This window comes from Pantoea sp. SGAir0418 (assembly GCF_043529865.1).
This window is the reverse complement of sequence record NZ_CP027911.1, coordinates 2,531,777-2,558,066: the sequence shown is the minus strand read 5'-3', so window position 1 is coordinate 2,558,066 and position 26,290 is coordinate 2,531,777. Positions and strand designations below refer to the sequence as shown.

The window sequence follows — 26,290 nt, the reverse complement described above, 5'->3', positions numbered from 1 at the left end:
AGGGAGAGGAATATGGGAAGGTCTGCTCTGTTAGTGCACCCGGCTGAGCCGGTTGCCGCTCAGCCCGCGCGCGTCGCGGCTGATAACGTTAATCCGCTGTTGTGTTATCTGCTGCAGCCGGATGCCGCGCACAGCCAGTTTACCGCTGTGCCGCAGCCAGCGGCAGAGAGCGTCAGCGACGACGCGTTCTTACTGTTTGCCGCCGATGGCTTTGCACCCTCTGCTGCACTGTTGCAGGAATTGGCAACGCTCAGCCATCAGCGCCCGGAGCTCAACTGCATGCTGGTTTCACTGGCACCGCGCGCACTGAGCAGCGGCCTGCAGCCGTCGCTGCAGCTGTTTCAGCAGCTGCAGGCGCAGCGCCTGTGGCAGCAGAATAACTATGCGGTCATCCTGCGCGCCGCGCTGGTGAAAAATGCCGCTCCGCTGGTACGCATTCAGGATGTGATGCTGGCCGGCCTGTTAAATACGCAAACGGTATGGCTGCTGGATGCCCGCGCAGAGCATGAGGTCACCACGGTTAATCCACCGCCCAGCTATCAGCAATTTATGACGGAATATGAAAAGGTCACCCGTTTGTCACACTTTATTCCGGAGCGAAACCGCTATCGCCAGAGTTATTTACGCAGCGGGTTATTACAGCTGGTACAGCAGGAATTAAACGCTGAAACGCAGTTCTCTAATAATGTGCGGCACGCGGTGCGCTACTTTGCCGATCAGTTTTCGCCGCAGAGCACAATGGAAAAACTGTTACTGAAACAGCCCGACCTCTATTTCTCACTGATGAAAATGAGAAAAAGCCGCTGAGATAGCGCCAGCGTTAATTTTAAGAATTACTCCCGTGGGCGCTGAGGTATTTTTGTGTCACGCTGTTAACACTGAGAAAAATACCCAGACGCCAGAGTTTTTATGTCTATCAAACGTAACGCGATTGCCAACTATGTTGGCCAGATCTATCTGACGCTGTCAGGTATTTTAGTGGTTCCCCTGTATATTCAGCATTTAGGTATGGAAGCTTATGGTCTCGTGGGCTTCTTTTCTATATTGCTGACCTGGCTGCAGCTGCTGGACGCGGGCGTTTCAACCACGCTGATGCGCGAGGCGGCACGCTACCGGGCAAATCAGGCAGAATTTGTCTGGTTTCCGGCGCTGTTTGCCACGCTGACCCGTTTCTTCCTGTTCTCCACCCTGGTGCTGGTGGTGCTCGGGTGGCTGGCGACGCCATGGATTGCCACGCACTGGCTGGATGCGCAGCACTTACCCGCCGGCGATGTGGTGGTGGCCGTGGCGATCATGGTGATCACCGCCGCGATTCGCTGGCGTACCAGCCCGTATCGCAGCGTGATTGTCGGTTTTGAGCATCAGGTCTGGCTCAACGGCGTGAACCTGATCATTACCACGCTGCGTACTTTTGGCGCGGTACTGGTGATCCAGCTGTTCCCGAATCCGCTGCTGACCTTCTTTATCTGGCAATTGCTGGTGTCGATTGCCGAAGCCGCCTGCTGTATCTGGAAATCCTGTCAGCTGGTGCCTCGCGCAGCGCGCAAAGAGAAGCGCGACGATCTGAAAGGCGTGCTCAAACCCTTTATTCGCTTTGCGCTGAGCGCCGCCTTCTCCAGCGCCGTGTGGACCTTTATTTCGCAGATTGACCGGCTGGTGCTGTCAAAAACCCTGCCGCTGAGCGAGTACGGCTCGTTCACCGTGGTCGCCACGGCCGCGACCGGTATCCTGCTGCTGAGCAGTCCGATTATGCAGGCGATTGTGCCGCGCATGACCGGCATGAAAACCCGTCAGCAGGGCGATGCCGAATCGCTGAAGCTTTATCGCTATACCACCCAGGCGGTGGCAATTTTTATGGCCCCGCTCAGCATCACCATTGCCTGCTATGCCGGACCGTTGCTGTGGGCGTGGACGCAGAAACCACAAATTGTCGAAGAGATGGCGTTCGTGCTTAGCCTGTATGCGCTCGGCAGCGGTATCCAGGCGATCTGCGGCCTGCTGTATCACCTGCAATACGTCAACGGCAATCTGAAACTGCACATGCAGGGATTCACCTGTTTTGCCGTCGTGCTGGTGCCGCTCAACATCTGGTGTGCCGTCCATTACGGGGCGCTGGGCACCGGCTGGCTGTGGCTGGGGCAGAACATCTTCTATTTAGTTGGCTGGGCGTGGCTGGTGCATCGCCGCTTTGCGCCGGGTATCCATTTCAGCTGGCTGACGCGCGACGTGGCGCTGATTTGGGCGGTCTCGGCGCTAATTGCCTGGCTCAGCTCGCTGCTGCCCATTGAGTGGAACCAGAATCGCTGGATCAACCTGCTGTGGCTGGGGCTGATCGGGGCCTTTAACCTTGGCGTGTGCTGTCTGTTACACAGCCTGGTGCTAAAACGCCTGCGCGCGCCGCTTGTTAACGCAGAGGAAAGAGGATGAGCATGACATCACGCCGCACGCCGACGGTTTCGGTAATTATCCCTAACTGGAACTGCGCGCCCTGGCTGCCGGAAACCCTGGGATCGCTGCTTCGCCAGTCATCGCCGCCGGAAGAGATCATCATTATTGATGATGGCTCGAGCGATGACAGCGTGGCCTGGCTGACGGCGTTTGCTGCGCAGCATCCGCAGGTGACGCTGCTGAGTGGCGGACGCGGCGGCGTCAGTGCCGCGCGCATGAAGGGGCTGGCCGCAGCCAGCGGCGATTTCGTCTATTTTATGGATGCCGACGACTTCGTCTCGACTGAACTGTTCGCCGATTTCCGCCGCGTGCAGGCACGTCACCCGGAGATTGATCTGTTCTGCTTTGGCGCGAAAATGTTTTTCGACCTGCCAGCGCCGCAGCGCCATTATCAGACCATCCATCAGCGCCACGTCAGCGGCCTGCTGCCGGGCGGCAGCGCCACGCTGCGCACGCTGATTCAGCATCAGTCGGCGCATCGGGTGATCTGGAGCAGCATCATCTCGCGTCGCCTGATTGACCAGCTCGAGCTGCAGTTTCTGCCGATCCAGAACCATGAAGACGCGCCCTTTATGTTCGCCCTTTATCTGCAGGCGCGCGCGCTGTACTGCACCAGCCAGAGCTACTACTACAAACGCTTCATGCTGAGTTCTCTGTCGCAGAGCACGCGCGACTTCTCGTGGGTGAAAAATTACTTTATCGCCCGCGCCGGCAGTGAGCAGTTCCTGCAGCAGCAGCAACTACCGCACGATGAGGCGCTGCTGGATGACTATTACCAGACGGTGATGCACGGCTGCCTGACGCAAATCCGCAAAAATCACATGACGGTGCCCGCCGAGTGGCAGCCGCAGGTGAATCAGCTGGTGCGTAAAGTGTTACAGCACAACGCGCGACTGAAACTGCTGTGGTATTGCCCGGCGATTTACAGCGGCTTACAGGCCTGCCGCGATCGTCTGGGACGCTATTCCGCCCGACGCTGATACCGATCAAATTGTTGCATCCCAGAGTAATTTACTTTTGCGCCAGAGCACCTTACCATTCTGGCGCACAAATTCCCGTGCACCCGACTTTCACGAAGCTTCCGCCATTCAGGAGAGTGCATGCTATATCCTATCGTCCGGCCGGCGCTGTTTAAGCTCGATCCAGAGCGCGCGCACGAACTCACCTTTCAACAGTTACGCTTCATCAGCGGCACGCCGCTGGAAGGGCTGATTCGTCAGTCGCTGCCGTCACGCCCGGTGACCTGTATGGGGCTGACCTTTCCGAACGCGCTGGGCCTGGCTGCGGGGCTGGATAAGAACGCGGAGTGCATTGATGCCTTTGGTGCCATGGGCTTTGGCTTTGTCGAGGTGGGCACGGTGACGCCACGCGCGCAGCCGGGCAATGACAAACCCCGCATGTTCCGGCTGGTGGCGGCGGAAGGTATCATCAACCGCATGGGGTTTAATAATCTCGGCGTTGATCACCTGGTAGAGAATGTGAAAAAGGCGCGCTTTAAAGGCGTGCTTGGCATCAATATTGGTAAAAATAAAGACACGCCGGTAGAGCAGGGCAAAGACGATTATCTGACCTGCATGGAAAAGGTGTTTGCGCACGCCGGTTATATTGCCATCAATATTTCCTCACCGAATACCCCCGGATTACGTTCGCTGCAATATGGCGAAGCGCTGGACGATCTGCTGTCGGCGATTAAATTAAAACAGCGGGCGCTGCAGGAAAGCCATCTGAAATATGTGCCGGTGGCGGTGAAGATCGCGCCGGATCTTTCTGAAGAAGAATTGATCCAGGTTGCCGACAGTTTAGTGCGTCACGAAATAGACGGCGTGATCGCCACCAATACCACGCTCGATCGTTCGCTGGTGAGCGGGCTGAAATATGCCGACGAAGCGGGGGGATTAAGTGGCCGTCCGGTACAGTCGCGCAGCACCGAAGTGATTCGCCGGCTGGCGCAGGAGCTACAGGGACGTCTGCCGATTATTGGCGTTGGCGGCATTGATTCGCTGGTCGCCGCGCGGGAAAAAATGGCGGCTGGCGCAACGCTGGTGCAGATATACTCCGGCTTTATTTATAAAGGTCCGGCTTTAATTAAAGATATCGTGACCCATCTCTAAGACATTTCTCACTTTCCCTGGCCGGGGGGTTTATTTCTCCCTCCGGCTCGTTTATATTTTGTCCTGTTCGAACAATTTTCAGCTTTTTCCTTAAAGCAATATTTTAAATTTCAGCGCCGTTTAGCGCAGCGTAAATCCACAGGGCACCCCATGAAAATCAAACCCGATGACAACTGGCGTTGGTATTTTGACGCAGAGCATGACCGGATGATGCTGGATCTGGCCGATGGAATGTTATTTCGCTCGCGCTTCTCGCGCAAAATGCTGACGCCCGATGCCTTTAATGACAGCGGTTTTTGCGTTGATGACGCTGCGCTTTATTTTACTTTTGAAGAGCGTTGTCGCCAGAGCGGTTTAAAAAGCGATCAGCGCGCCGAGCTGGTGCTGAATGCGCTGGTAGCCAGCCGTTTCCTTAAGCCGCTGATGCCGAAAAGCTGGCACTTCACCAGCCATGCGCACAGCTGGCAGCCCGTCGCGGGCGATATGGTGGCGGTAACGCTGGCCGACAGCGGCGAACAGGCACAGCTGCTGGTGGTTGAAAGCGGCGAGAATGCCGCGCTCTGTCTGCTGGCGCAGAGTGCGCTGACGGTGGCGGGCAAAGGGATGCAGCTCGGCGATGCCATCAAGATCATGAACGATCGCCTGCAGCCGCAGTTGCAGGAGAGCAGCGCGCCCTTCGCCCGCGCGGTGTAGCGCTTACGCCAGTTCGATATCTCCGTTCGGAATACAGCTGCAGCTGAGAATGGTGCCGTCGCTGCGCACCGCGCTCTGCTTCAGCGCCTTCACGTCACCCGACACCAGCGTCATTTTGCAGCTGCCGCAGATTCCGGCACGACACGAATAGGGAATGCGAAAGCCCTGCATCTCCAGCTGTTCCAGTAATACCTGCTGATTATCGCCGGCAAACTGCTGACCCTGATAGCCAATGGTCACGGCGGCCGGCGCGCTGCTGGCGGCCTGCAGCGTTTCCACCACCTCACCGGCACCGTAAGCGCGCGGCGTCTGCCGTTCCAGCACTTCAACCGTATCGCCGACGCGCACGATGCCGCTGTTAAGCGCAATCAGATTCAGGCCGAAATCGATATCACCGCTGCCGTCCTGCGCGCTGCGAAAGCGCTGCAGCGTGGCGAGCGGTTCGCCCTGCGGATGCTTGCGGCCGCTTTCGGTGCCGATGGTGGTAAACACGCAGCGGCTGCACGGCTTCGGCATCTCGAAGGTGATCTCGCCGATCTTAATACGTTTCCAGCTGTCCTCATCCCAGGCGCTGGCGCCGCTGACGATCAGATTGGGGCGGAACTGTTCCAGCCGCACGCTGGCCGGACAGCGCTGCTGCAGATCCTGCAGCGACGCCATGTTGACCAGCAGGTAAGGGAAGCCGTCGGCGAACCCCAGCGGGACCTGGTCGAAGCGTTTTACCCGGCGCGATGGCTCAGTGCCAACCCAGCGCAGCTGCACCGGGCGCGGGAAAAAGCCGCTCAGCCACTGGTTGATGGTGTCAGGCGCAATATGGGCGGTGAACTGGTTGCCCCACACTTCGGTCGGTGCCGGCTGGGCGCTGAAATCGCTGAAGCGGATCAGCGCCTGGCTGCCGTCCGGCGCGGTGATGAATAGCCCGTCGGGCAGCAGGGCGGGCGTAAAACGCACCATCTCCGGAAACTGGCGGGCGGTAATAAAGGTCCCGTCCGCTTCGGTCACCATAAAGATGCGATCGAAGGCCAGACCGCTTTCCAGCACCTGTGCGTGTGACAGCTGCAAACCACGCATCGATTTAACCGGGTGAATATACAGGCGAGACAGGGTAATCATCACAACTCCGTACAGACAAAAAGAAGCTAACTTTATGACATAGGACGCTGATTCGCTATAATGCGCAACAATTTTAGCAAGAGTAAAAGTGACGATATGAATTCTCTGTTTGCCAGTACGGCGCGTGGGCTCGAAGAGCTGTTGAAAACTGAGCTGGACGCGCTGGGTGCGCAGGATTTGCAGGTGGTGCAGGGCGGCGTCCACTTCCGAGCCGACGACCGCGTAATGTACCAAAGCCTGCTGTGGAGCCGTCTGGCTTCACGTATTTTGCTGCCGCTGGGAGAATTCGGCGTCTGGAGCGATCTCGATCTCTACGTCGGCGCGCAAAGCATCCCGTGGAGCGAGCTGTTTGACAGCAACACCACGTTCGCCATCCACTTCAGCGGCACCAATGAGGTGATTCGCAACAGTCAGTTTGGTGCGCTGCGCATCAAAGATGCGATTGTCGATAGCTTTACCCGGCAGAATCTGGAGCGTCCGAGTGTCGATCGCGAGCAGCCGGGCATCCGCATCAACGCGTGGCTGAACAAAGATCGCGTTAGCATCGCGCTGGATCTGAGCGGCACTGCACTGCACCAGCGCGGCTATCGTCAGCAAACCGGCCAGGCACCGCTGAAAGAGAACCTGGCGGCAGCGATTGTGATGCGCTCCGGCTGGCAGAACGGCACGCCGCTGGTCGATCCGATGTGCGGCTCCGGTACGCTGCTGATTGAAGCGGCGCTGATCGCCTGCGATCGCGCGCCAGGCCTGCTGCGTTCGCACTGGGGCTTCAGCCGCTGGAAACGCCACAACAATGCACTGTGGCAGGAAGTGCGCAGCGACGCGCTGCAGCGTGCGCGCGCCGGCACGGCCGCCACCACGTCACGCTTCTTTGGCTATGATAATGATGGTCGCGTGCTGGAATGGGCACGTGCCAACGCACGCCGCGCCGGCGTGTTTGATCTGTTCACCTTTGCGCAGCAGGATGTGCTGCAGCTGAAAAATCCGCTGGCGGGCGAAGCGATGCGCGGTACGGTGCTGAGTAACCCGCCGTACGGTGAGCGTCTGGAGAGCGAGCCGGCGCTGATTGCGCTGCACAGCCAGCTGGGCCGCATCATGAAACAGCAGTTTGGCGGCTGGAATTTGTCGCTGTTCAGCGCCTCACCCGAGCTGCTCAGCTGCCTGCAGCTGCGCGCCGATCGCCAGTTTAAAGCGAAAAACGGTCCGCTGGAGTGCGTACAGAAGAACTACCAGCTGGCGGAGAACAGCGCCGAAGGCGGCGCACAGATTGCAGAAGACTTTGCTAACCGCCTGCGTAAGAACAGCAAAAAACTGGACAAGTGGGCGCGCCAGTCGAATATTGACTGCTACCGCCTGTATGACGCCGATCTGCCGGAGTATAACGTGGCGGTCGATCGCTACGCCGACTGGGTGGTGGTTCAGGAGTACGCGCCGCCGAAAACCGTGGATGCGACCAAAGCGCGTCAGCGCCTGTTTGACGTGATCGGTGCCACGCTGAGCGTACTGGAGATACCGGCCAATCGCCTGGTGCTGAAAACCCGCGAACGGCAGAAGGGCAAAAACCAGTACCAGAAGCTGAGCGAGAAGGGCGAATTCTTTGAAGTGCAAGAGTTTAACGCGCGGCTGCTGGTGAACCTGACGGATTATCTCGATACCGGCCTGTTCCTCGACCACCGTATCGCGCGCCAGATGCTGGGCCAGATGAGCGCGGGGAAAGATTTCCTTAACCTGTTCTCCTACACCGGGAGCGCCAGCGTGCACGCCGGGCTGGGTGGCGCCAAGTCCACCACCACGGTCGATATGTCGCGCACCTATCTGGAGTGGGCCGAACGTAACCTGCGCCTGAACGGATTAACCGGGCGCCAGCATCGCCTGATGCAGGCGGACTGCCTGAGCTGGCTGCGCGAAAGCGATGAGCAGTTCGATCTGATCTTTATCGATCCGCCGACCTTCTCCAACTCCAAACGCATGGAAGATGACTTCGATGTGCAGCGCGACCACCTGATGCTGCTGCAGAACCTGAAGCGCATGCTGCGTCGCGGCGGCACCATTATGTTCTCCAACAACAAGCGCGGCTTCAAAATGGATCTGGACGGCTTGCAGCGTCTGGGTCTGCAGGCGCAGGAAATTACGCAAAAAACGCTGTCGCAGGACTTTGCGCGCAACCGTCAAATTCACAACTGCTGGCTGGTAAGCCACGCCGGTAAGGAATAAGTTTTATGTCACTGATCAGTATCCATGGCGCTTACCTGTCGTTCAGCGATGCGCCGCTGTTGGATAACACCGAACTGCATATCGAAGAGGGCGAGCGCGTCTGTCTGGTTGGGCGCAACGGCGCCGGTAAATCGACGCTGATGAAAATCATCAACGGCGAACAGCCGCTGGATGACGGCCGCATTATTTATGAGCAGGATTTGGTGGTTGCGCGGCTGCAACAGGATCCGCCACGCAATATCACCGGTTCGGTGTACGACTTCGTCGCCGAAGGCGTGGCCGAACAGGCTGAGCACCTCAAGGCCTACCACGCCATATCGCATTTAGTGATGGAAGATCCGAGCGAGAAAAACCTCAACGAAATGGGGCGACTGCAGACGATTCTCGACCATCACAACCTGTGGCAGCTCGACAGCCGCATCAACGATGTGCTGCAGCAAATCGGGCTGCAGCCGGACACCGAGCTGTCGTCACTCTCCGGTGGCTGGCTGCGTAAAGCCGCGCTGGGCCGTGCGCTGGTCAGCAACCCGCGCGTGCTGATGCTCGACGAACCGACGAACCACCTCGATATTGAAACCATCGACTGGCTGGAAAGCTTCCTGAAAACCTTCAACGGCAGCATCGTGTTTATTTCGCACGACCGCTCGTTTATCCGCAATATGGCGACGCGCATCGTCGACCTCGATCGCGGCAAGCTGGTGTCGTGGCCGGGCGATTACGATCAGTTCCTGCTGGGCAAAGAGGAAGCGCTGCGCGTTGAAGAGATGCAAAACGCCGAATTCGACCGCAAGCTGGCACAGGAAGAAGTGTGGATTCGCCAGGGCATCAAAGCACGTCGCACCCGTAACGAAGGCCGCGTGCGCGCGCTGAAAGCGCTGCGTCGTGAACGCTCCGAACGGCGTGACGTGATGGGCAAAGCCAATATGCAGGTCGGTGAAGCGGCGCGTTCCGGCAAAATCGTCTTTGAGCTGGAAAACGTGGATTACGGCGTTGACGGCAAAACGCTGGTGAAGGATTTCTCCACCCAGGTGCAGCGCGGCGACAAAATCGCCCTGATTGGCCCGAACGGCTGTGGTAAAACCACGCTGCTGCGCCTGATGCTCGGCCAGCTGAAGGCGGATGCCGGTCGCGTGCACTGCGGCACCAAACTGGAAATCGCCTACTTCGATCAGCACCGCGCGGAGCTCGATCCGGATAAAACCGTGATGGATAACCTGGCAGAAGGCAAACAGGAAGTGATGGTCAACGGCAAGCCGCGCCACGTGCTGGGCTATCTGCAGGACTTCCTGTTCCACCCGAAACGCGCCATGACGCCGGTGCGTGCGCTGTCCGGCGGCGAGCGTAACCGCCTGCTGCTGGCGCGTCTGTTCCTCAAGCCCAGCAACCTGCTGATCCTTGACGAACCGACCAACGACCTCGACGTTGAAACGCTCGAGCTGCTGGAAGAGCTGGTGGATGGCTATCAGGGAACCGTACTGCTGGTGAGCCACGATCGTCAGTTTGTGGACAACACCGTGACCGAATGCTGGATCTTTGAAGGCAACGGCGAGATCGGTACCTTCGTCGGTGGCTACCATGATGCGCAGCAGCAGCGCGCCGCCTACAAACAGACCAAAGCCGCACCGGTCAAAAGCGCAGCGGCTAAACCGGCAGAAAAAGCCGACGCCCCCAAACGCAGCGCAGGCAAGCTAAGCTATAACCTGACGCGTGAACTGGAGCAGCTGCCGCAAAAGCTGGAGCAGCTGGAGACGCGTATCGGTGAGCTGCAGGCGCAGATGAGTCATCCGGACTTCTTCAGCCAGCCGCACGACAAAACGCAGCCGGTGCTGGATGCGCTGGCGCAGGCGGAGCAGGAGCTGGAAACCACCTTTGAACGGTGGGAAGAGCTGGAAGCGCTGAAAAACGGCGCATAACGCAGAGGGAGTCAGCATGTGTGCCACGCATCAGACCCAGCACTGGATGCTCTGTCCGCAGTGTGATTTAACCGTAAAACTGCCCGCCGTACCGGTGGGCAGCCGTGCGCGCTGTCCGCGCTGTCATACCACGCTGGTGGCTAACTGGCACGAACCGCGTAAACGTCCCACCGGCTATGCGCTGGCGGCGCTGTTTATGCTGTTGCTGGCCAATCTGTTTCCGTTTATCAGCATGCATGTGGCCGGTCTCAGCAGCCAGATCTCGCTGATGGCTATCCCGCAGGTGATGGATCGCGAGGATTATCGCAGCCTCGCCACGCTGTTCCTGCTGTTTGTGCAGGGCATTCCGGCTTTCTGCATGATTGCCATTCTGCTGCTGGTGAATCCGGTGCGCCTGCCGCACAGCCTGCGACTCGGGCTGGCACGCATTCTGTTTCAATTGCGCAGCTGGGGTATGGCGGAAATTTTCATGGCCGGCGTGCTGGTCAGCTTCGTCAAACTGATGGCGTACGGTGAAATTGGCCTTGGCAGCAGCTTCTGGCCGTGGTGCCTGTTTTGTCTGCTGCAGCTGCGTGCGTTTCAGTGCGTCGATCGCCGCTGGGTCTGGCAGCGGATCGATCCGCTGCCGCCGCTGGCGCAAACGCCGCAGGCGGGCATCAGCGGACTGAAGCAGGGGCTGCGCAGCTGTCCGTGCTGCACCGCGATTCTGCCGGCTGCTGAGAAAACCTGTCCGCGCTGCGGCGTGAGCGCTGCGCCGCGCAGGCAGCACAGCCTGCAGTGGACGCTGGCGCTGCTGATCACCTCGGTGATGCTGTATATCCCGTCGAATATTATGCCGATCATGGTGACCGAAACGCTCGGCTCGCAGTATCCGTCCAACATTATGGCCGGCGTCATTTTGCTGTGGAGCGATGGCTCCTGGCCGGTCGCGCTGGTGATTTTTATCGCCAGTATTATGGTGCCTTCGCTGAAGATGGTGGCGATTGGCTGGCTGTGCTGGCACGCCAGCGGCCGCGGCCGGCGCGACAGCGAGAAGATGCACCTGATTTATGAGGTGGTGGAGTTTGTTGGCCGCTGGTCAATGATTGATGTGTTTGTGATCGCTGTGCTTTCTGCGCTGGTGCGCATGGGCCAGCTGATGAGTGTTTACCCTGCGCCAGGCGCGCTATTGTTTGCGCTGGTGGTGATCCTGACTATGTTCGCCGCCATGACGTTTGATCCGCGCCTGATTTGGGATCGCCTACAGGAAACTGAACGTAAGGAGCCGCGTCTTGACGGACAACCAACACGGCATTGCTAACGTCGACCAGATTAAACGCTGGTCGCCGGTGTGGATCGTACCTATCGTCACGCTGTTAATCGGCGGATGGATTCTGTTTTATCACTTCAGCCATCAGGGACCGCAGGTCACGCTGATCACCGAAAACGCCGAAGGCATTGTTGCCGGTAAAACCACCATTAAAAGCCGCAGCGTCGACGTGGGCACCGTCGAAAGCGCGGTGCTGACGGACGATCTGCACCATGTGGAGATCACCGCGCGCCTGAATGCCGGCATGGAAAAACTGCTACATAAAGACAGCGTGTTTTGGGTGGTGAAGCCGCAGATTGGCCGGGAAGGGGTGACGGGCCTCGGTACGCTGCTCTCCGGCGCCTACATTGAACTGCAGCCGGGCGCCAAAGGGGATAAGCCAGAGCATTATCAGTTGCTCGACGCACCGCCGCTGGCCCCGCCGGATGCCAAAGGTATTCGCGTCATCCTTGACAGCAAAAAAGCCGGCCAGCTTAATCCGGGCGATCCGGTGCTGTTCCGCGGCTATCGCGTCGGCACGGTGGAAACCAGCACCTTTGATACCGACAAGCGCATGATGACCTATCAGCTGTTCATCGCCGCGCCTTACGATCGCCTGATTACCACCAACGTGCGCTTCTGGAAAGACAGCGGCATTGCGGTGGATATGTCCGCTTCCGGCATGCGCGTCGAAATGGGCTCGCTGACGACCCTGTTTAGCGGTGGTGTGAGCTTTGACGTGCCGGACGGCTGGGAACTCGGCGAGCTGGCCAAAAATCAGGACGACTACCACCTGTATGATGACCAGCGCAGCATTCAGGATTCGCTGTACACCAAACACACTGATTTCCTGATGTTCTTCAGCGACTCGATTCGTGGTCTGCAGGTTGGTGCGCCAGTCGAGTTCCGCGGCATTCGTCTCGGTACTGTGGCTCAGGTGCCTTACATGATCCCGGGCGTGAATCAGGCGCTGAACACCGATTACCGCGTGCCGGTACTGATCCGCATCGAGCCGGACCGCTTTATCAGCCGTCTGGGGGGCGACTTCAATCTTGAACAGCATCTGCAGGATGGTAAGAAACGCGGCCTGCGCGCCACGCTGAAAACCGGCAACCTGCTGTCCGGTGCGCTGTTTGTCGATCTCGACTTCTATGACAATGCACCGGCTTACAAAGGACCGAACGAAGTGGCGGGGCTGGAAGTGATTCCGACCGTGAGCGGCGGCCTGAGCCAGATTCAGCAGAAACTGATGGCGGCGCTGGATAAGATCAACGCGCTGCCGCTCAACCCGATGATCAACCAGGCCACCGGCACGCTGAAAGAGAGCCAGCGCACCCTGCAGCAGCTGCAGAAAACGCTGGATAACCTCAATCAGATCACCGCCAACCCGGCGATGAAAACGCTGCCGGCCGATATGCAGCAAACCCTGCGCGAGCTTAATCGCAGCATGAAGGGGCTGCAGCCGGGATCGCCAGCGTATAACAAACTGGTGGGCGATATGCAGCGCCTTGACCAGGTGCTGCGCGAATTGCAGCCGGTGCTGAAAACGCTCAACAGCAAGAGCAACGCGCTGGTATTTGAAGCCAAACCGGGTCAGGATCCGCAGCCAAAGAGGGCGAAACAGTGAAAAAAGGGCTGATTATCGGTGCTGTGCTGCTGCTGGCGGGCTGCAGCAGCACCATCGACACCACTTATTACCAGCTGCCTGCGGGCAGCAATATGGCGCGCGTCAGCAGTGACGCCTCCGCCAGCCAGCCGATGATTTGGGTTGAACAGGTGAGCGTGCCGGATTATCTCGCTGGCAACGGGCTGGTTTATCAAACCAGCGACGTGAAGTACGTGATTGCCGCCAATAATCTGTGGGCCAGTCCGCTCGACCAGCAGCTGCAGCAGACACTGGTGAGTAACCTCGGCCAGGCGTTGCCCGGCCGGCTGGTGGCCAGTCAGCCGCTGGGTGACACGCACGATACGCTCAGCGTGCACGTCACCGGCTTCCATGGTCGCTATGACGGCAAGGTGGTAGTAAGCGGTGAATGGCTGTTACAACATCAAGGCCGGCTTATCAAACATGGCTTTAATCTGACGCTGCCGCAGACCGAAGATGGCTACGATGCGCTGGTGCGCACGCTGGCGCTCGGCTGGCAGCAAACGGCACAGCAAATCGCTAACAGCGTGGTGACGCTAAATTAGGATTTGTTCGATGCTTATGCTAAGTCCCTGATTTGCCGTTATGTGACGGCGCGCAAATCAGGGACTTTTTTATTGCGGAATCAGCCAGATATGGCGGCGGCACTGAGGGATTTGTGTCGATTTCACGGCAAATTGATGACATTGGCGTGAATTTTGCGCATTGACCTTTCACCCACCACAGGTTAGAACATTACTGTGGTTGAACATTAATTCACCACTCTTTCTTTCCACCAGATTCCACCAGACCTGAAATGAGGGAAACGAGGTATGAAGAGACAGAAGAGAGACCGCCTGGAACGAGCACATTCACGAGGCTATCAGGCAGGCATTACCGGCCGCTCAAAAGAGATATGCCCTTATCAAATGATCGATGCCCGGTCTCACTGGTTGGGAGGTTGGCGACAAGCCATGGAGGACAGGTCGGCGGTGGCTTAGGCACCGTCGGATGTCTGTAAACAGGAAAAAAAACCTCCGCTGCGTGCGGAGGTTTTTGTTGGCGGGTCAGAACGCTGAAGTGTCTTTAAACAGGCCCACTTTCAGGTCAGTCGCGGTGTAAATCAGGTTACCGTCGACGAACACTTCGCCATCGGCCACGCCCATCACCAGCTTGCGGTTGATGACGCGTTTGAAGTGAATTTTGTAAGTAACCAGCTTCGCCGTCGGCAGAACCTGGCCGGTGAATTTCACTTCACCCACACCCAGCGCACGGCCTTTACCTTCCGCACCCAGCCAGCCGAGATAGAAGCCAACCAGCTGCCACATAGCATCCAGACCCAGACAGCCTGGCATCACCGGATCGCCTTTAAAGTGGCAATCAAAGAACCACAGGTCAGGGCGGATATCCAGTTCGGCTTCCACATAACCTTTATCGAATTTGCCGCCGTCTTCGGTCATTTTGACCACGCGGTCCATCATCAACATGTTGTCAGACGGAAGCGGTGGGCCATTCTCGCCAAACAGTTCGCCGCGACCAGAGGCAATCAGGTCTTCTTTGCTATAGGATTCGCGTTTATCTACCATGTTCTCAATATGCCTTCTTTTAGTGAAGCCCGAATATTAGCGAACAGTTGTACGCTGGGCAATGTAATCAGCTGTGGTTGAACCAGTTGAGCCAGCGTAATGGCCAGGGCCGCGGTCGGTTTTCCTGCTGATTGAGCTGAGTAATGCGCTCCTGAATAGTGCTCAGCAGCGAGTCGCCGCTTTCGCTCTGCCAGGCAATACCGGTTAACAGCGGCAGCGCTTCGTCAACGCGCTCAATCGCCCAGATATGGAACTGACCCTGCTGCACCGCTTCTACCACGTCGTCGCTGAGGCTGAGATGGCGCACGTTGCTGGCAGGCAGAATCACGCCCTGTTTGCCGGTCAGCTCGCGCGACTGGCAGATATGGAAGAAGCCTTCGATTTTCTCATTCAGACCACCCACCGGCTGCACGTTACCAAACTGGTCCACCGAACCGGTAACGGCAATCTGCTGGTTCAGCGGCTGGTTTGCCAGCGCGCTGATCAGCACACACAGCTCGGCCAGCGAGGCGCTGTCACCGTCGACTTCGGAGTAGGACTGCTCAAACACCAGCGATGCCGAGAAGGGCAGCTGCTGTTCCAGCTCCAGCTCCGAAATCAGATATGCCTGCATGATCATCATGCCTTTGGCGTGGATGTTGCCGCCAAGCTCCGCTTTGCGCTCCACGTCGGTAAACTCGCCATCGCCCGGGTGCACAACACAGGTGATGCGTGACGGCTCGCCCCACGGACGTGGATGGCCAGGGAATTCAATCACCGACAGGCCGTTGATCTGACCAACTACTTCGCCTTCCGTTTCGATCATGATCTGATTTAACAGGATCTCATCGCGCATCCGGTCGGCGAGGAAACTTTCGCGCCACTGGCGTGCTTCCAGCGCCTCTTTCAGCGCCTCGCCATTCAGTGTCTCACCGTGCAGCGCGGCTTCCTGCAGCTGACGGCGCAGCCAGCGCGGGCACAGCGGCAGCGTGTCCTGATCGCCGGTCAGACGCACCGCTTCCTGGATCAGCAGCGGCCAGAAATCAGCTTCGGGTGGCGTCAGACCGGCCAGCTCCGCCTGACATAGCGTCCAGCGGCACCAGTTGGCCATATCCTCCTCATCAACCAGCTGGAGATTCTCTTCGAACTCGCTGTAAAGCGCCATTTCGTGCACTTCAACGTCCAGTTCCTGGAAGCTGGCCAGCGCCTCGCGATCGCCGCATAAAATCAGACGCAGCTGCAGCGGCAGCGGGGGAATGGTGACCGGCAACGGGCGGCGCTCGTCCGGTGAATACCAGTCAAAGCGGCCCAGCTCAATCACTTTGCGCAGGCGCAACCACAGCAGCGGCTGCGCCAGCAGGGTATTGATCGACAGAATCAGCGTGCCACCGTTAGCCTGATGCAGCAGACCGGGCTCCAGCTGTACGCGATCTTTATACTGACGCACGCAGCCAAACAGCTGCTCGGACTCAATCCAGTCGGCGTAATGCACGCCGCCGGTGCTGGTGAAGGGACGGCTGGCATCGACAGGCGGTTGCAGGCTGACGTTGTCGCCCATCACATGGTAATCACCGCCGTACAGCGCGTCCTCGTCAGGCTGAAAGCGCTGCGCCGCCTCGGCAATCCACGCCAGATAATCACTGTTTTCCTGGCTGCGTAATAGCAGCAGCGGAAAGCCCAGCGTTTGATGATGTAAATGCGCCAGCGCATTCAGCAGACGCGGCTGAACCGCGGCAAGCGTATCGCTATCTTCCAGAGAGACGGTTGAGAAAAGTGATTGGTAGCGTGAGCTATCCGGCTGCAGGGCTTGCCACGTAAGTTGAGTGCTGGTCAAAATATTCGCATTAGTCTGGTTCAGGAAAAGCGCGATTATACAGGATTCAACCCGGTTAAGCACGGCGCACTTCCGGCCTGAACTGTGATGGCCGCAACATGTTTTTCCTTGCTGCATCCGGGAAAAAAGCTGTTATTCTTAGTTTGTTACGTGATCACGATGAGATTCCGATGAAATACCAGCAACTCGAAAATCTTGAAAGTGGATGGAAGTGGAAATACCTGGTGAAAAAGCATCGGGAAGGTGAGCTGATCACCCGGCATATTGAGCTGAGCGCTGCGCAGGCGGCGGTAGAGACGTTGCTGGCGATGGAGAATAACCCGGTTGAGGTCGGTGACTGGATCGCAAAGCATATCCATCCGGAGCTGGAAAACCGTCTGAAGCAGACCATACGCGCGCGGCGTAAACGTCATTTCAACGCAGAGCATCAGCACACGCGGAAAAAATCGATCGATCTGGAGTATCTGGTTTGGCAGCGTCTGGCCGGTCTGGCGCAGCGTCGTAACAGCACCTTATCAGAGACCATCGTTCAGCTGATCGAAGATGCAGAACGCAAAGAGAAGTATGCCAGTCAGATGTCGACGCTGAAGCAGGATCTGCAGGCGATTCTGGGTAAAGGCGGCGCGGATAACGAATAGCCAAAAATTGCGTGTGATAAAAAGCCAAAAAAAACCCCGCCGAAGCGGGGTTTTTTATTGCGCGATAACTTAAGCCTGTGGCTGAGTTACAACGTCTTTGATACCTTTCACGTCGATTTCTACGCGACGGTCTGGCGCCAGGCAGTCGATCAGGGCATTGCGGCCTTTCACGCTGTCACAGGTGTTGCCAGTAACTGGGTTAGATTCACCCATGCCACGTGCAGAGATCTTGTTAGCCGGGATACCTTTAGATACCAGGTAGTCGACAACAGACTGAGCACGTTTCTCAGACAGTTTCTGGTTGTACTGGTCTGAACCGATGCGGTCGGTGAAGCCCAGAACCACAACAGAACCGTCTTTCGGATCCATTGAGCTCAGCTGGCTGTACAGCTGATCCAGAGCCTGCTGGCCTTCTGGCTTCAGGGTAGATTTGTTGAAGGTGAACAGCACGTCAGACTTCAGAGTGAAACGCTTGGTTTCAACAACCGGAGCCGGAGCTGGCGCTGGGGCAACAACTGGTGCAGCAGCTTCGTCCTGACCGAAACGGTAAGAAACGCCGACGCTCAGCATGCTGTTGTCTGGACGCGCACCAACGGTACCTGCGTCACCGATGTTGTTAACCCACTGGTAGTCCAGGCGAGTCGCCCAGTTTTTGGTCAGTGCGTATTCAACACCAACAGCAGCCAGCGGAGAAACGCCGGTGTCGTGGTTGCTAATGCGGCCGTTGTCTGGGTTGGTCTGAGTTGAATCAGCACGCCATACCATGCCGCCCAGACGGGTGTACACGTCCAGATCGTCAGCAATTGGGTAGCTCAGTTTAGCTGCCAGCTGAACGCCCTGTGCTTTGAATGCGCCATTGGTCACGTTGCCTTTGTTCGGCATACGGCCCAGCCAGTCGTAGCCCAGCTCGAAGCCCAGGTATGGGTTAGCCTGGTAGCCCAGGAAAGCACCTGCGCCCAGCTGAGATTCGTGAGTTGGACCGTCGTTGTTTTCGTAACCGTTACCGTAGTAACCAGTATCGTGATACTGAGACCAGCCCAGTTTAGCACCGGTATACCAGGTGTCATCTTTAGGAGCGGCCTGCGCTACGGTAGCGAAGCCAGCCAGTGCCACTGCAATTGCGATAGCTGTCTTTTTCATTTTGCGCCTCGTTATCATCCAAATAGGCAATGAGCAAAAAGGTTGCTCTTGGTTGTAATCCTTCGCCGGGTCTAAACGCTCGCTTATGACTCTACCGAAAAAACGGAGGTTATTGAGCACCCTGGCGAGGTAAAGTCTACAACGAGATTGGAAACTTACAAGTATGATGTGACGTCAGCGGATAAAAAAACAGGGATTTATACACACATTTTAACAAATGACATGGCAAAATTTTCGCTACCAGAAAAGAAAAATGCGGCTAAGCCATTGTCATAGCTGGCGGGAAAAGAATCAGTGGCTTAGCCGCAACTTTGTGAAAAAATAGCGTGAGAAAAATCTTAGTTTTACTTAATGAAACAAATCAGAGGGAATTTTTGCGCTGTTTGGCTGTCTGGACAGAGCAAGATCGCGCCCCTGAGGACGCATAATCAATCCCAGCGCTTCGCCTTCGGCGGCTGCCTGCTCAAGTTCCAGGCGCTCTTCATTGCTCAATTCATAAGGAATCCAGGCGAGTACCACGCTGTAGTTGCCGGTGCGCAACGCTTTCACCATGCTCTCAACCGTGCTTAAACGCTCGGATTCCGTAATATGCATACTCTTTTCCAGCGGTAATCCTGACTGCTGCATCCAGCTGCGGTTCAGTTTGTGCGCTGGCGTCAGCCACAGCTGCCAGCGTGACTGCGTGCTCAGCTGCTTGAGGACCGGCAGTAACAGCAGCGGCATGATGCCGGGCTGCTCGCTATAACGCAGTTCAGTAATACCACCCAGAGAAGGTTGCGTTAAGCCCGTCGCAGCGAAACGGTGAGCACGATCAGCAGGGCCAGAGTATTGAGTACGCATATTTTAATCACTCAGTAATGAACTGTATGAATATACAGTAATGAGTTCCTGGATAAAGATCAACCTCAATTTCTGAAAATGCCTCGCAAATTCCGCACAAGAACCGCGCGTTGCCGCTTTTATTCATTGAACAGCTAAATCGTTTTTTCTATCTTCTAACCAGATGAATCTCTGAGCTTTTTATAGGAAATTTCCCGCGCAAGGAATGAGGAAAAGGGGACGTTATGAAGAAAAATAATCCGGTGGTTGAGCAGTCCAAAGCCCAGTTAGCGGCATTGGGAAAAATTGAATCGCGCACCCAGTTTGGTGGTTACGCGCTGGCGGTCGAAAAGGTGGTGTTTGCTTACATCAATGAGGATGCGCTCTATCTGCGCGCCAGCGAGGCGCTGCAGCACTATGCCGCACAGCGCCCGCTGGAACCGTTGATATATCGCAAGCGCGGCATGCCGGTGACGCTCAGCTACTACAAAGTGGATAAACAGCTCTGGCAGGACGCCGATCAGCTGCTGCGCTTATCGGCCAGTTCGCTGTCTGCGGCGCGCGCCGAGGCGGCGAACAGACTTGTCTTGCTCAGGCTGAAAGATCTGCCCAATCTCAGCCTGCGCATGGAGCTGATGCTGCACAAAGTCGGGATCAATTCTGTTCGCTTACTGTATGAAATGGGCTCGCGTCAGAGCTGGCTGAAATTGCGGGCGGTGAATAAAGATATCGGCCTGAAAACGCTGCTGGCGCTGGAAGGGGCCATTTCCGGCCATCACCAGGCCGCTTTGCCGGCGGCGGTACGTGAAGAGTTGAGCGCCTGGTATCAGGAAACGCTCCGCCAGCACGCCGCGGCGGAGCGCCTGTTGCCTTAAGCGGCGGCGAGGGTGCGGCGCAGGCGGGCAATTTCCGGCAGCAGCGCAACCAGCAGCCCCAGCTGCTGCAACACCAGCGGTGCCTGCGCCTCCTCACTGGTTTTCAGCGCTCTCAGGCGCTGCATCAGTGCCTGCTGCATCGTTTCCGCCTGCGCTTCGCTGACGCGATCGATCTGCAGCACATCCTCGACGAAGCATACCGCGTCATCTAAAAGGGTCAGCAGTTCGCCCTGCGTCAGCCGCTCCCGGTGCGCGCCCAGCGCCGAGATGTAGCTGAGAAACGAGTGATTGAGGCACATCAGACGGAACGCATTCTCGCGCAGCGGCGGCTGTTGCTTCAGTTCGCCGCTGATATTGGACACCACGGACGCCAGTTCTGCATCGGCGTTGTGCGCGTCACGGCGCGCCACACGGTAGGCGAGACGGTTATCTTTACCCTGATGATACTGTTCCAGGATGGCATCAAGATAACGACAGTTGGCATTCAGCGTGCGATCGGCAACCGTCGTCAGCTGACGGAAACGCCAGTCAGGCCAGACAAACGCCACCGCCAGCCAGGCCAGGCCACAGCCGAGCAAGGTATCCACCACGCGCGGCAGGGCGACATCAAAGCCTTCACCCAGCAGATTGAAGCACAGCAGCACCAGCAGGGTGATGAACAGCGTCGCCTGCGCGTACTGAATCTGGCGGAAGGCAAAAAACAGCACGCCGCTCAGCACAATCAAAACCAACTGGCCCTCTATTGAGGGCACCAGCCACAGCACCGGCAGGCCAATCGCAATACCGGCCAGGGTTCCGCCAATGCGCAGCGCCAGCCGCCGTCGTGTGGCGTTGTAGTTAGGCTGGCAGACAAACAGGCTGGTCAGCAGTATCCAGTAGCCGCGATGCAGGCCGGTAAGCTGAATGAAGGCGTACCCCACGCACAGCACCAGCGACATGCGCACCGCATGGCGGAACAACGCCGAGGTCGGACTCAGATGGCGACTGAGGCGCAGACGGATATCAGCCCAGCCACTCAAGCCTTCACGCGACAGATGGTGATCGCTCTGCGTCAGCGGTTCCGCCAGCCGCTGCTCTGATTCGATCGACGCCAGCTGCGCATCAATGGCGCGTAAGTTGCGCAGCAACCAGAACAGCGGACGAATGTGCGTCGCCTGCGGATCGTTATGTTGCAGGCGCTGCAGGGCGGTCTCCAGCCGTTCAAAGCTGCGCGCAAAATGGCTATCGTGGTGCCACGGCTGGCGCAGCACGATATTCTCTGCCAGCTGGCGACAGGCCTGCGCCTGCATGTTCAGCAGCCGCTGAAAGCGAAACAGCACCTCGTTGTAACGCCAGTCATCGCGCAACAGGTGATATTGCAGATGCGACGAGCTGGCGCGCTCGTGAATATCCTGCGCCACAAAATAGTAATGCAGGCTGCGCCGCGTACTGCGCGAGCCACGGTCGCCGCGTAAACGGCTCTGAATGGTGGTTTTCGTCAGATTGAGCTGCGCCACCAGCTGGCTATTGACCATCGCGGTGGCGATCAGCGCGGCGTCATCCTGCTCACCGCCGTCGGGATCAAACAGATTGGCCTTGGCTTCCAGATAGCGCGCCAGCTGGGAAAAGCTGGCGGCCAGCTGCTCCTGCACCGGGCGCACCGGAAACATCAGGTGGCCGATAAAGGTCAGCAGGTTGTACCATAGCGCGCCAATCAGTAGCAGCGCCGGCTGCATCCACCACTGCGGAAACAGGCCAATGCCCAGCATGGTGTAAACCGCGATCAGCAGGGCACCAAACGCAATGGTGGCGTAGCGCTGCCCCAGCGCGCCCAGCAGAATAAATCCCCAGCTGGAGAGCGCCAGACCGATAGCAAACAGCCACGGGTGCGGAAACAGCAGCTCGACCGAGACCGAGGCAATGCAGAAGCACACCAGCGTTATGAGCAGGTTGCGCACGCGGCCGGTCCAGCGATCGTCAAGATCGGTCAGCGCCGCCGCCACGACGCCGAGCGTCAGCGGAATGGTCCACTCAATCTGCTGCAGCCACCAGGGAACGGCGGCACAGCCGGCCAGCGCGAAGAAGATGCGCAGCAGGTAGCGCAGGCTGCCGTTGAACAGATAACGGCGCCAGCCGGGCAAAGCGTCAGGCATCATCTTCAGCCTCAGTAGCGGCGCCGCGCGTTGGCTTCACGCGCCGCCTGCGCTTCTTCAACTGACACTACGCGGCGACCTACCGGCCACAGCGCGATAGCGGCGATTTTAAAGTGGGCAATGCCGGTCGGAATACCGATGATGCTCAGACACTGCAGGATGCCGGTCGAGATGTGCATCAGGCACAACCACCAGCCAAAGAAAATCAGCCAGAACAGGTTGAGGAAGGTGCCGCCGGCGTTCAGCACTTGGTTTTTGCTCTCCGGGCGCAGCACGTCAACGTGAACCGCTTCGTTGCCAAACGGCAGCAGAGACAGTTTGGTAATCTCCCAGCAGGAGCGTGTCAGCGGCAGGGTAAAGATCAGCACGATGCTGATCAGTGTGGCCAGCAGCCAGCCGAGGGTGGTGATAAAGCCGCCAAGAACAAAATTCAGAATATTAAGCACGGTGCGCATAACGCGATTTTCCTTTTGCAATCCGCAATATGTGTCGCCCAGTTTAGCGTGTTTTAAGGCTGGAGCGCTAAGGGTCTGACAGGTAAACTGCGCGATAATTGAATTCCACATGACGGTGCGGAGATGGAACTAAAAGCAACATCCATGGGCAAACGGCTGGCACAGCATCCCTATAACCGGGTGCGACTGCTGGCTGCCGGTGTGGAAGTCAGCGGCGATCGCCACGAGTACCTGATCCCGTTTAATCAGCTGATCGGTATTACCTGCAAACGCGGCCTGGTGTGGGGCGAGCTGGAGTTTTTGTTACCGGAAGAGAAAGTGGTGCGGTTGCACGGCACCGAGTGGCAGGAAACCCAGCGTTTTTATCATTACCTGCAGCAGGCGTGGCAGCAGTGGAGCCTCGAGATGAGCGAAATCAGCGCGCAGGTGCTGAGCGCGCTGCAGCAGGAGATCGTCGCGTTTACCGGCCAGGATCGCTGGCTGAAGCGCAGCGAACTGGCCGCGGTAAAAGAGACCATCACGCGCCAGTTTTCCGCCTTACCGCTGCCGCTGGCACGGCTGGAGGAGTTTGATAACTGCCGCACGCTGTGGCGCTTTTGCCAGCAGTGGCTCGAGCAGGGCGAGAGCGCGATTCGGCAGCGCAACCGTGAATGGAGCGCGCGGGTGATCAGCGATAATCACGCCTTCTTCTCCACCGTCGAAACCACGCCGCTCAATCCATCGCAGTGTGAGGCGGTGGTCAACGGTGAAGACGCGCTGCTGGTGCTGGCCGGCGCGGGCAGCGGTAAAACCTCGGTGCTGGTGGCGCGCGCCGGCTGGCTGTTACAGCGCAAACTGGCGCAGCCGGAGCAAATCCTGCTGCTGGCTTTTGGTCGCCAGGCGGCGGAAGAGATGAACGATCGGATCCAGACGCGGCTGGGTGAGAGCGCGATTCAGGCGCGTACGTTTCACGCGCTGGCGCTGCACATCATTCGTGAAGGCAGCAATAAGCAGCCGGTCATCAGCCGGCTGGAAAGTGACAGCAGCGCACGACGTCAGTTGCTGATCGAAAACTGGCGTGAGCAGTGCAACAGCAAAAAGGCGCAGGCCAGCGGCTGGCGACAGTGGTTGCAGGAAGAGCTGGCGTGGGACGTGCCGGAAGGTCCGTTCTGGCAGGATGACAAACTGGCGCAGCGTCTTGCCGTGCGGCTGGAGCGCTGGCTCGGCCTGATGCGCATGCACGGCGGCGCGCAGGCGGCGATGATTGCCGATGTGCCGGAACCGCTGCGCGACAATTTCACGAAGCGCGTCAGGTTGATGGCACCGCTGCTCAAAGCATGGAAAAGCGCACTGAAAGCCGAGGGCGCGGTGGATTTCTCCGGGCTGATCCATCAGGCGATCGCTGTGCTGGAGAAGGGGCGCTTTATCAGCCCGTGGAAGCACATTCTGGTGGATGAATTCCAGGATATTTCCCCGCAGCGGGCGGCGCTGCTCAGCGCGCTGCGGCAGCAAAATAAGCGCACCAGTTTGTTTGCGGTCGGCGATGACTGGCAGGCGATCTATCGCTTTAGCGGCGCGGAGATGAGCCTGACCACCGCGTTTCATCACTATTTTGGCGAAGGCGACCGCTGCGTACTGGATACCACCTACCGTTTCAACGATCGCATCGGTGACATTGCCAACCGCTTTGTGCAGCAGAATCCGCATCAGCTGCGCAAGCCGCTCAACAGCCTGAGCAAAGGGAACAAAAAATCCATTACGCTGCTGCCGCAGGAGCAACTGGAAGCGCTGCTCGACAAGCTGAGCGGTTACGCAAAGCCGGACGAGCGCGTACTGCTGCTGGCGCGTTACCATCATCTGCGTCCGGCCATGCTGGATAAAGCCAAAACCCGCTGGCCGAAACTGCGTATCGACTTCATGACCATCCACGCCAGTAAAGGCCAGCAGGCGGATTTTGTCATCGTGCTGGGGCTACACGAAGGGCGTGACGGTTTCCCGGCGCAGGCGCGCGAGTCGATCATGGAAGAGGGACTGCTACCGCAGCCGGAGGATTTTCCGCATGCGGAAGAGCGGCGCCTGGCCTACGTGGCCATCACGCGTGCGCGTCAGCAGGTGTGGCTAATGTTTGATAAAGAGCGGCCTTCCGTGTTTGTTGAACACCTGCGCGAACTGGGCGTTCCGCAGAGCCGGAAGGCCTGAGCCATCAGGCTTTCAGGCGTTCCGTCAGGTAGCGCTGATAATCGGGGATCTGAATCGTCACTTCGCTGGCAAACATCGGCGAATGGATAATGAAATCCGCGGTGGCGCGGTTGGTCGCTACCGGTATATTCCATACGGTAGCCAGGCGCAGCAGCGCTTTGACGTCCGGATCGTGCGGTACTGCATTGAGCGGATCCCAGAAGAAGAACAGCACATCAATTTTGCCTTCTGCAATCAGCGCGCCGACCTGCTGATCGCCGCCCATTGGCCCGCTGAGCATGGCATTCACATCCAGTCCGGTGTGACGATTGATCAGGTTGCCGGTGGTGCCGGTGGCGTATAGCACGTGAGGTTGCAGCGCATTTTGATTGATTTTTACCCAGTCCAGCAGCGAGGCTTTGCAGTGGTCGTGGGCAACGAGGGCGATGTGTTTCTGAACTTTCAGGGTACGAACGGTCTGCTCCATGGGGCTTCCTGTTTCGGCGCGTGCAAACGTAGTGAATGCACGAGTTTACCCCTGGCGTTCAGCTGCTATCAACTTGCGCGTAGGGTTTTCACCCAACTGATAAAACGCTGCCGCGTGGCGGCATCAACACGCTGCAGCCAGCGTTGCAGCGCGGGCAAATTACTGGCGTCCTGCCATACCATATCCAGACTGAGACTGGCGTCCGGTACGCTGGCCGCCTGCAGCGCAAATCGCGGCACGCTGGCCGCCTGCGCCGTACGGTTGTAATTGATCATCGCCTGTTCAACATTGCCGCTGCTCTCACCCGGCAACCGATCGCGAATGCTGGCTATTTCATTACCACGCTCATCAATCAGCTGAAAATTTAACGATTTATCAAACAGGCTGCGTTCGCGGCGGTTATTCAGCGCCGGCAGGCGAATCGCTACGGAATGGGCGTCGGCGGTGAAGGTGACGATCATCAGTTCTGAGCGGAAGTGGGTGGCATCGGCGCAGGGTTTATCCACGCGAAACAGAAACTGATGCTGACCGCGCTCCAGCTCAAGGCTGTCCGCGCCTTTCAGCAGCGAACCTGAGATTTTGCGCCCATCCAGCACCAGCAGGTCGATCTGCGGATCGAGCTTCAGGGTGATGGCATGGCAGGTTGCCGATACGAGCAACAACAGCAAACCCGTAACAGCCAGAGACAGCTTCATTTCAACTCCCGGAACAGGGGAAAAGGGCGATGTGTAGCAAATTATTACATTATGGCAGTTAATTTACATTTTAACATATTTATTCGTGT

General features: G+C 57.8%; 23 protein-coding genes. 14 read left to right on the top strand and 9 right to left on the bottom strand.

Annotated elements, in window-relative coordinates; translation table 11 throughout:
• The first annotated feature begins 12 nt into the window (after window positions 1–12).
• The 5 genes from C1N84_RS11940 (at window position 13) to C1N84_RS11920 (ending at window position 5,252) form a co-directional block, all read left to right on the top strand.
• The gene (locus tag C1N84_RS11940) at window positions 13–807 is read left to right on the top strand and encodes a hypothetical protein (protein WP_058775382.1); all 795 of its coding nucleotides are present in this window, start codon (window positions 13–15) and stop codon (window positions 805–807) included.
• Between the two features lie 102 nt (window positions 808–909).
• Complete coding sequence (locus C1N84_RS11935) at window positions 910–2,427, top strand: lipopolysaccharide biosynthesis protein (RefSeq protein ID WP_264441448.1); 1,518 nt, start codon at window positions 910–912, stop codon at window positions 2,425–2,427.
• Complete coding sequence (locus C1N84_RS11930) at window positions 2,424–3,428, top strand: glycosyltransferase family 2 protein (protein ID WP_262263949.1); 1,005 nt, start codon at window positions 2,424–2,426, stop codon at window positions 3,426–3,428. Before C1N84_RS11935 ends, C1N84_RS11930 begins: the two co-directional genes overlap by 4 nt.
• 120 nt (window positions 3,429–3,548) lie before the next feature.
• On the top strand, window positions 3,549–4,559 hold the full coding sequence (pyrD, locus tag C1N84_RS11925; protein ID WP_264441447.1) for a quinone-dependent dihydroorotate dehydrogenase: 1,011 nt from the start codon (window positions 3,549–3,551) through the stop codon (window positions 4,557–4,559).
• 150 nt (window positions 4,560–4,709) lie between these two features.
• Window positions 4,710–5,252, top strand: a complete 543-nt coding sequence (locus C1N84_RS11920) for a cell division protein ZapC (protein ID WP_058759732.1) — start codon at window positions 4,710–4,712, stop codon at window positions 5,250–5,252.
• Window positions 5,253–5,255: 3 nt separating this feature from the next.
• On the opposite strand, the gene C1N84_RS11915 is transcribed toward C1N84_RS11920, so the two are convergent.
• Complete coding sequence (locus C1N84_RS11915; protein WP_264441446.1) at window positions 5,256–6,365, bottom strand: YcbX family protein; 1,110 nt, start codon at window positions 6,363–6,365, stop codon at window positions 5,256–5,258.
• A 96-nt stretch (window positions 6,366–6,461) separates the two neighbouring features.
• Here C1N84_RS11915 and rlmKL point away from each other — a divergent pair, with 96 nt between their 5' ends.
• The 6 genes from rlmKL to rmf all read left to right on the top strand — a co-directional run bounded on the left by rlmKL (window position 6,462) and on the right by rmf (window position 14,405).
• Entirely contained in the window at window positions 6,462–8,579 is a 2,118-nt protein-coding gene (gene rlmKL, locus C1N84_RS11910; RefSeq protein WP_264441445.1) for a bifunctional 23S rRNA (guanine(2069)-N(7))-methyltransferase RlmK/23S rRNA (guanine(2445)-N(2))-methyltransferase RlmL, read from the top strand.
• A 5-nt stretch (window positions 8,580–8,584) separates the two neighbouring features.
• Window positions 8,585–10,492, top strand: coding sequence for an ABC transporter ATP-binding protein (locus tag C1N84_RS11905; RefSeq protein ID WP_021508313.1), 1,908 nt, complete (start codon window positions 8,585–8,587; stop codon window positions 10,490–10,492).
• A 16-nt stretch (window positions 10,493–10,508) separates the two neighbouring features.
• Complete coding sequence (pqiA, locus tag C1N84_RS11900) at window positions 10,509–11,792, top strand: membrane integrity-associated transporter subunit PqiA (protein ID WP_021508312.1); 1,284 nt, start codon at window positions 10,509–10,511, stop codon at window positions 11,790–11,792.
• Window positions 11,764–13,407, top strand: a complete 1,644-nt coding sequence (gene pqiB / locus C1N84_RS11895; RefSeq protein WP_021508311.1) for an intermembrane transport protein PqiB — start codon at window positions 11,764–11,766, stop codon at window positions 13,405–13,407. The genes pqiA and pqiB overlap by 29 nt, the downstream gene beginning before the upstream one ends.
• Window positions 13,404–13,970 (top strand): membrane integrity-associated transporter subunit PqiC, encoded by a 567-nt coding sequence (gene pqiC / locus C1N84_RS11890; RefSeq protein ID WP_021508310.1) that lies wholly within the window; start codon window positions 13,404–13,406, stop codon window positions 13,968–13,970. Before pqiB ends, pqiC begins: the two co-directional genes overlap by 4 nt.
• 267 nt (window positions 13,971–14,237) lie before the next feature.
• The gene (gene rmf, locus C1N84_RS11885) at window positions 14,238–14,405 is read left to right on the top strand and encodes a ribosome modulation factor (protein ID WP_013508548.1); all 168 of its coding nucleotides are present in this window, start codon (window positions 14,238–14,240) and stop codon (window positions 14,403–14,405) included.
• A gap of 66 nt (window positions 14,406–14,471) precedes the next feature.
• On the opposite strand, the gene fabA is transcribed toward rmf, so the two are convergent.
• On the bottom strand, window positions 14,472–14,990 hold the full coding sequence (gene fabA / locus C1N84_RS11880) for a bifunctional 3-hydroxydecanoyl-ACP dehydratase/trans-2-decenoyl-ACP isomerase (RefSeq protein WP_010616565.1): 519 nt from the start codon (window positions 14,988–14,990) through the stop codon (window positions 14,472–14,474).
• A gap of 67 nt (window positions 14,991–15,057) precedes the next feature.
• Window positions 15,058–16,920, bottom strand: a complete 1,863-nt coding sequence (locus tag C1N84_RS11875; protein WP_136545690.1) for an AAA family ATPase — start codon at window positions 16,918–16,920, stop codon at window positions 15,058–15,060.
• Window positions 16,921–16,973: 53 nt separating this feature from the next.
• Between C1N84_RS11875 and matP the strand changes: the two genes are divergently transcribed.
• Window positions 16,974–17,441 carry a macrodomain Ter protein MatP gene (gene matP / locus C1N84_RS11870; protein ID WP_021508308.1) on the top strand — a complete coding sequence of 156 codons (468 nt, stop codon included), beginning with the start codon at window positions 16,974–16,976 and terminating at the stop codon, window positions 17,439–17,441.
• A 69-nt stretch (window positions 17,442–17,510) separates the two neighbouring features.
• Here the strand turns inward: matP and ompA are convergent, their stop codons facing one another.
• A complete protein-coding gene (gene ompA / locus C1N84_RS11865) occupies window positions 17,511–18,581 on the bottom strand; it encodes a porin OmpA (RefSeq protein WP_058759727.1) in 1,071 nt (356 codons plus the stop codon).
• A gap of 348 nt (window positions 18,582–18,929) precedes the next feature.
• On the bottom strand, window positions 18,930–19,421 hold the full coding sequence (gene sulA, locus C1N84_RS11860; protein WP_031279848.1) for an SOS-induced cell division inhibitor SulA: 492 nt from the start codon (window positions 19,419–19,421) through the stop codon (window positions 18,930–18,932).
• 224 nt (window positions 19,422–19,645) lie between these two features.
• On the opposite strand from sulA, the gene C1N84_RS11855 reads away from it, so the two are divergent.
• On the top strand, window positions 19,646–20,275 hold the full coding sequence (locus C1N84_RS11855; protein ID WP_058759726.1) for a TfoX/Sxy family DNA transformation protein: 630 nt from the start codon (window positions 19,646–19,648) through the stop codon (window positions 20,273–20,275).
• On the opposite strand, the gene yccS is transcribed toward C1N84_RS11855, so the two are convergent.
• Window positions 20,272–22,410: a YccS family putative transporter gene (yccS, locus tag C1N84_RS11850; protein WP_264441441.1), complete on the bottom strand. Its 2,139-nt coding sequence runs from the start codon at window positions 22,408–22,410 to the stop codon at window positions 20,272–20,274. The genes C1N84_RS11855 and yccS overlap by 4 nt on opposite strands.
• An 8-nt stretch (window positions 22,411–22,418) precedes the next feature.
• Complete coding sequence (locus C1N84_RS11845) at window positions 22,419–22,862, bottom strand: YccF domain-containing protein (protein WP_058769574.1); 444 nt, start codon at window positions 22,860–22,862, stop codon at window positions 22,419–22,421.
• 123 nt (window positions 22,863–22,985) lie between these two features.
• On the opposite strand from C1N84_RS11845, the gene helD reads away from it, so the two are divergent.
• Entirely contained in the window at window positions 22,986–25,040 is a 2,055-nt protein-coding gene (gene helD / locus C1N84_RS11840) for a DNA helicase IV (RefSeq protein ID WP_127833897.1), read from the top strand.
• 4 nt (window positions 25,041–25,044) lie between these two features.
• Here the strand turns inward: helD and C1N84_RS11835 are convergent, their stop codons facing one another.
• Both C1N84_RS11835 and C1N84_RS11830 read right to left on the bottom strand, forming a co-directional pair.
• Window positions 25,045–25,506, bottom strand: coding sequence for a methylglyoxal synthase (locus tag C1N84_RS11835; RefSeq protein WP_021508301.1), 462 nt, complete (start codon window positions 25,504–25,506; stop codon window positions 25,045–25,047).
• 68 nt (window positions 25,507–25,574) lie between these two features.
• A complete protein-coding gene (locus C1N84_RS11830) occupies window positions 25,575–26,201 on the bottom strand; it encodes a YccT family protein (RefSeq protein WP_021508300.1) in 627 nt (208 codons plus the stop codon).
• Window positions 26,202–26,290: the final 89 nt, after the last annotated feature.

Excerpts from the sequence above, each read along its gene's own strand:
- C1N84_RS11940 (WP_058775382.1), top strand. The coding sequence starts at position 13 with ATGGGAAGGTCTGCTCTGTTAGTGCACCCGGCTGAGCCGGTTGCCGCT.
- C1N84_RS11935 (WP_264441448.1), top strand. The coding sequence starts at position 910 with ATGTCTATCAAACGTAACGCGATTGCCAACTATGTTGGCCAGATCTAT.
- C1N84_RS11930 (WP_262263949.1), top strand. The coding sequence starts at position 2,424 with ATGAGCATGACATCACGCCGCACGCCGACGGTTTCGGTAATTATCCCT.
- pyrD (WP_264441447.1), top strand. The coding sequence starts at position 3,549 with ATGCTATATCCTATCGTCCGGCCGGCGCTGTTTAAGCTCGATCCAGAG.
- C1N84_RS11920 (WP_058759732.1), top strand. The coding sequence starts at position 4,710 with ATGAAAATCAAACCCGATGACAACTGGCGTTGGTATTTTGACGCAGAG.
- C1N84_RS11915 (WP_264441446.1), bottom strand. The coding sequence starts at position 6,365 with ATGATTACCCTGTCTCGCCTGTATATTCACCCGGTTAAATCGATGCGT.
- rlmKL (WP_264441445.1), top strand. The coding sequence starts at position 6,462 with ATGAATTCTCTGTTTGCCAGTACGGCGCGTGGGCTCGAAGAGCTGTTG.
- C1N84_RS11905 (WP_021508313.1), top strand. The coding sequence starts at position 8,585 with ATGTCACTGATCAGTATCCATGGCGCTTACCTGTCGTTCAGCGATGCG.
- pqiA (WP_021508312.1), top strand. The coding sequence starts at position 10,509 with ATGTGTGCCACGCATCAGACCCAGCACTGGATGCTCTGTCCGCAGTGT.
- rmf (WP_013508548.1), top strand. The coding sequence starts at position 14,238 with ATGAAGAGACAGAAGAGAGACCGCCTGGAACGAGCACATTCACGAGGC.
- fabA (WP_010616565.1), bottom strand. The coding sequence starts at position 14,990 with ATGGTAGATAAACGCGAATCCTATAGCAAAGAAGACCTGATTGCCTCT.
- C1N84_RS11875 (WP_136545690.1), bottom strand. The coding sequence starts at position 16,920 with ATGCAGCAAGGAAAAACATGTTGCGGCCATCACAGTTCAGGCCGGAAG.
- matP (WP_021508308.1), top strand. The coding sequence starts at position 16,974 with ATGAAATACCAGCAACTCGAAAATCTTGAAAGTGGATGGAAGTGGAAA.
- ompA (WP_058759727.1), bottom strand. The coding sequence starts at position 18,581 with ATGAAAAAGACAGCTATCGCAATTGCAGTGGCACTGGCTGGCTTCGCT.
- sulA (WP_031279848.1), bottom strand. The coding sequence starts at position 19,421 with ATGCGTACTCAATACTCTGGCCCTGCTGATCGTGCTCACCGTTTCGCT.
- C1N84_RS11855 (WP_058759726.1), top strand. The coding sequence starts at position 19,646 with ATGAAGAAAAATAATCCGGTGGTTGAGCAGTCCAAAGCCCAGTTAGCG.
- yccS (WP_264441441.1), bottom strand. The coding sequence starts at position 22,410 with ATGATGCCTGACGCTTTGCCCGGCTGGCGCCGTTATCTGTTCAACGGC.
- C1N84_RS11845 (WP_058769574.1), bottom strand. The coding sequence starts at position 22,862 with ATGCGCACCGTGCTTAATATTCTGAATTTTGTTCTTGGCGGCTTTATC.
- helD (WP_127833897.1), top strand. The coding sequence starts at position 22,986 with ATGGAACTAAAAGCAACATCCATGGGCAAACGGCTGGCACAGCATCCC.
- C1N84_RS11835 (WP_021508301.1), bottom strand. The coding sequence starts at position 25,506 with ATGGAGCAGACCGTTCGTACCCTGAAAGTTCAGAAACACATCGCCCTC.
- C1N84_RS11830 (WP_021508300.1), bottom strand. The coding sequence starts at position 26,201 with ATGAAGCTGTCTCTGGCTGTTACGGGTTTGCTGTTGTTGCTCGTATCG.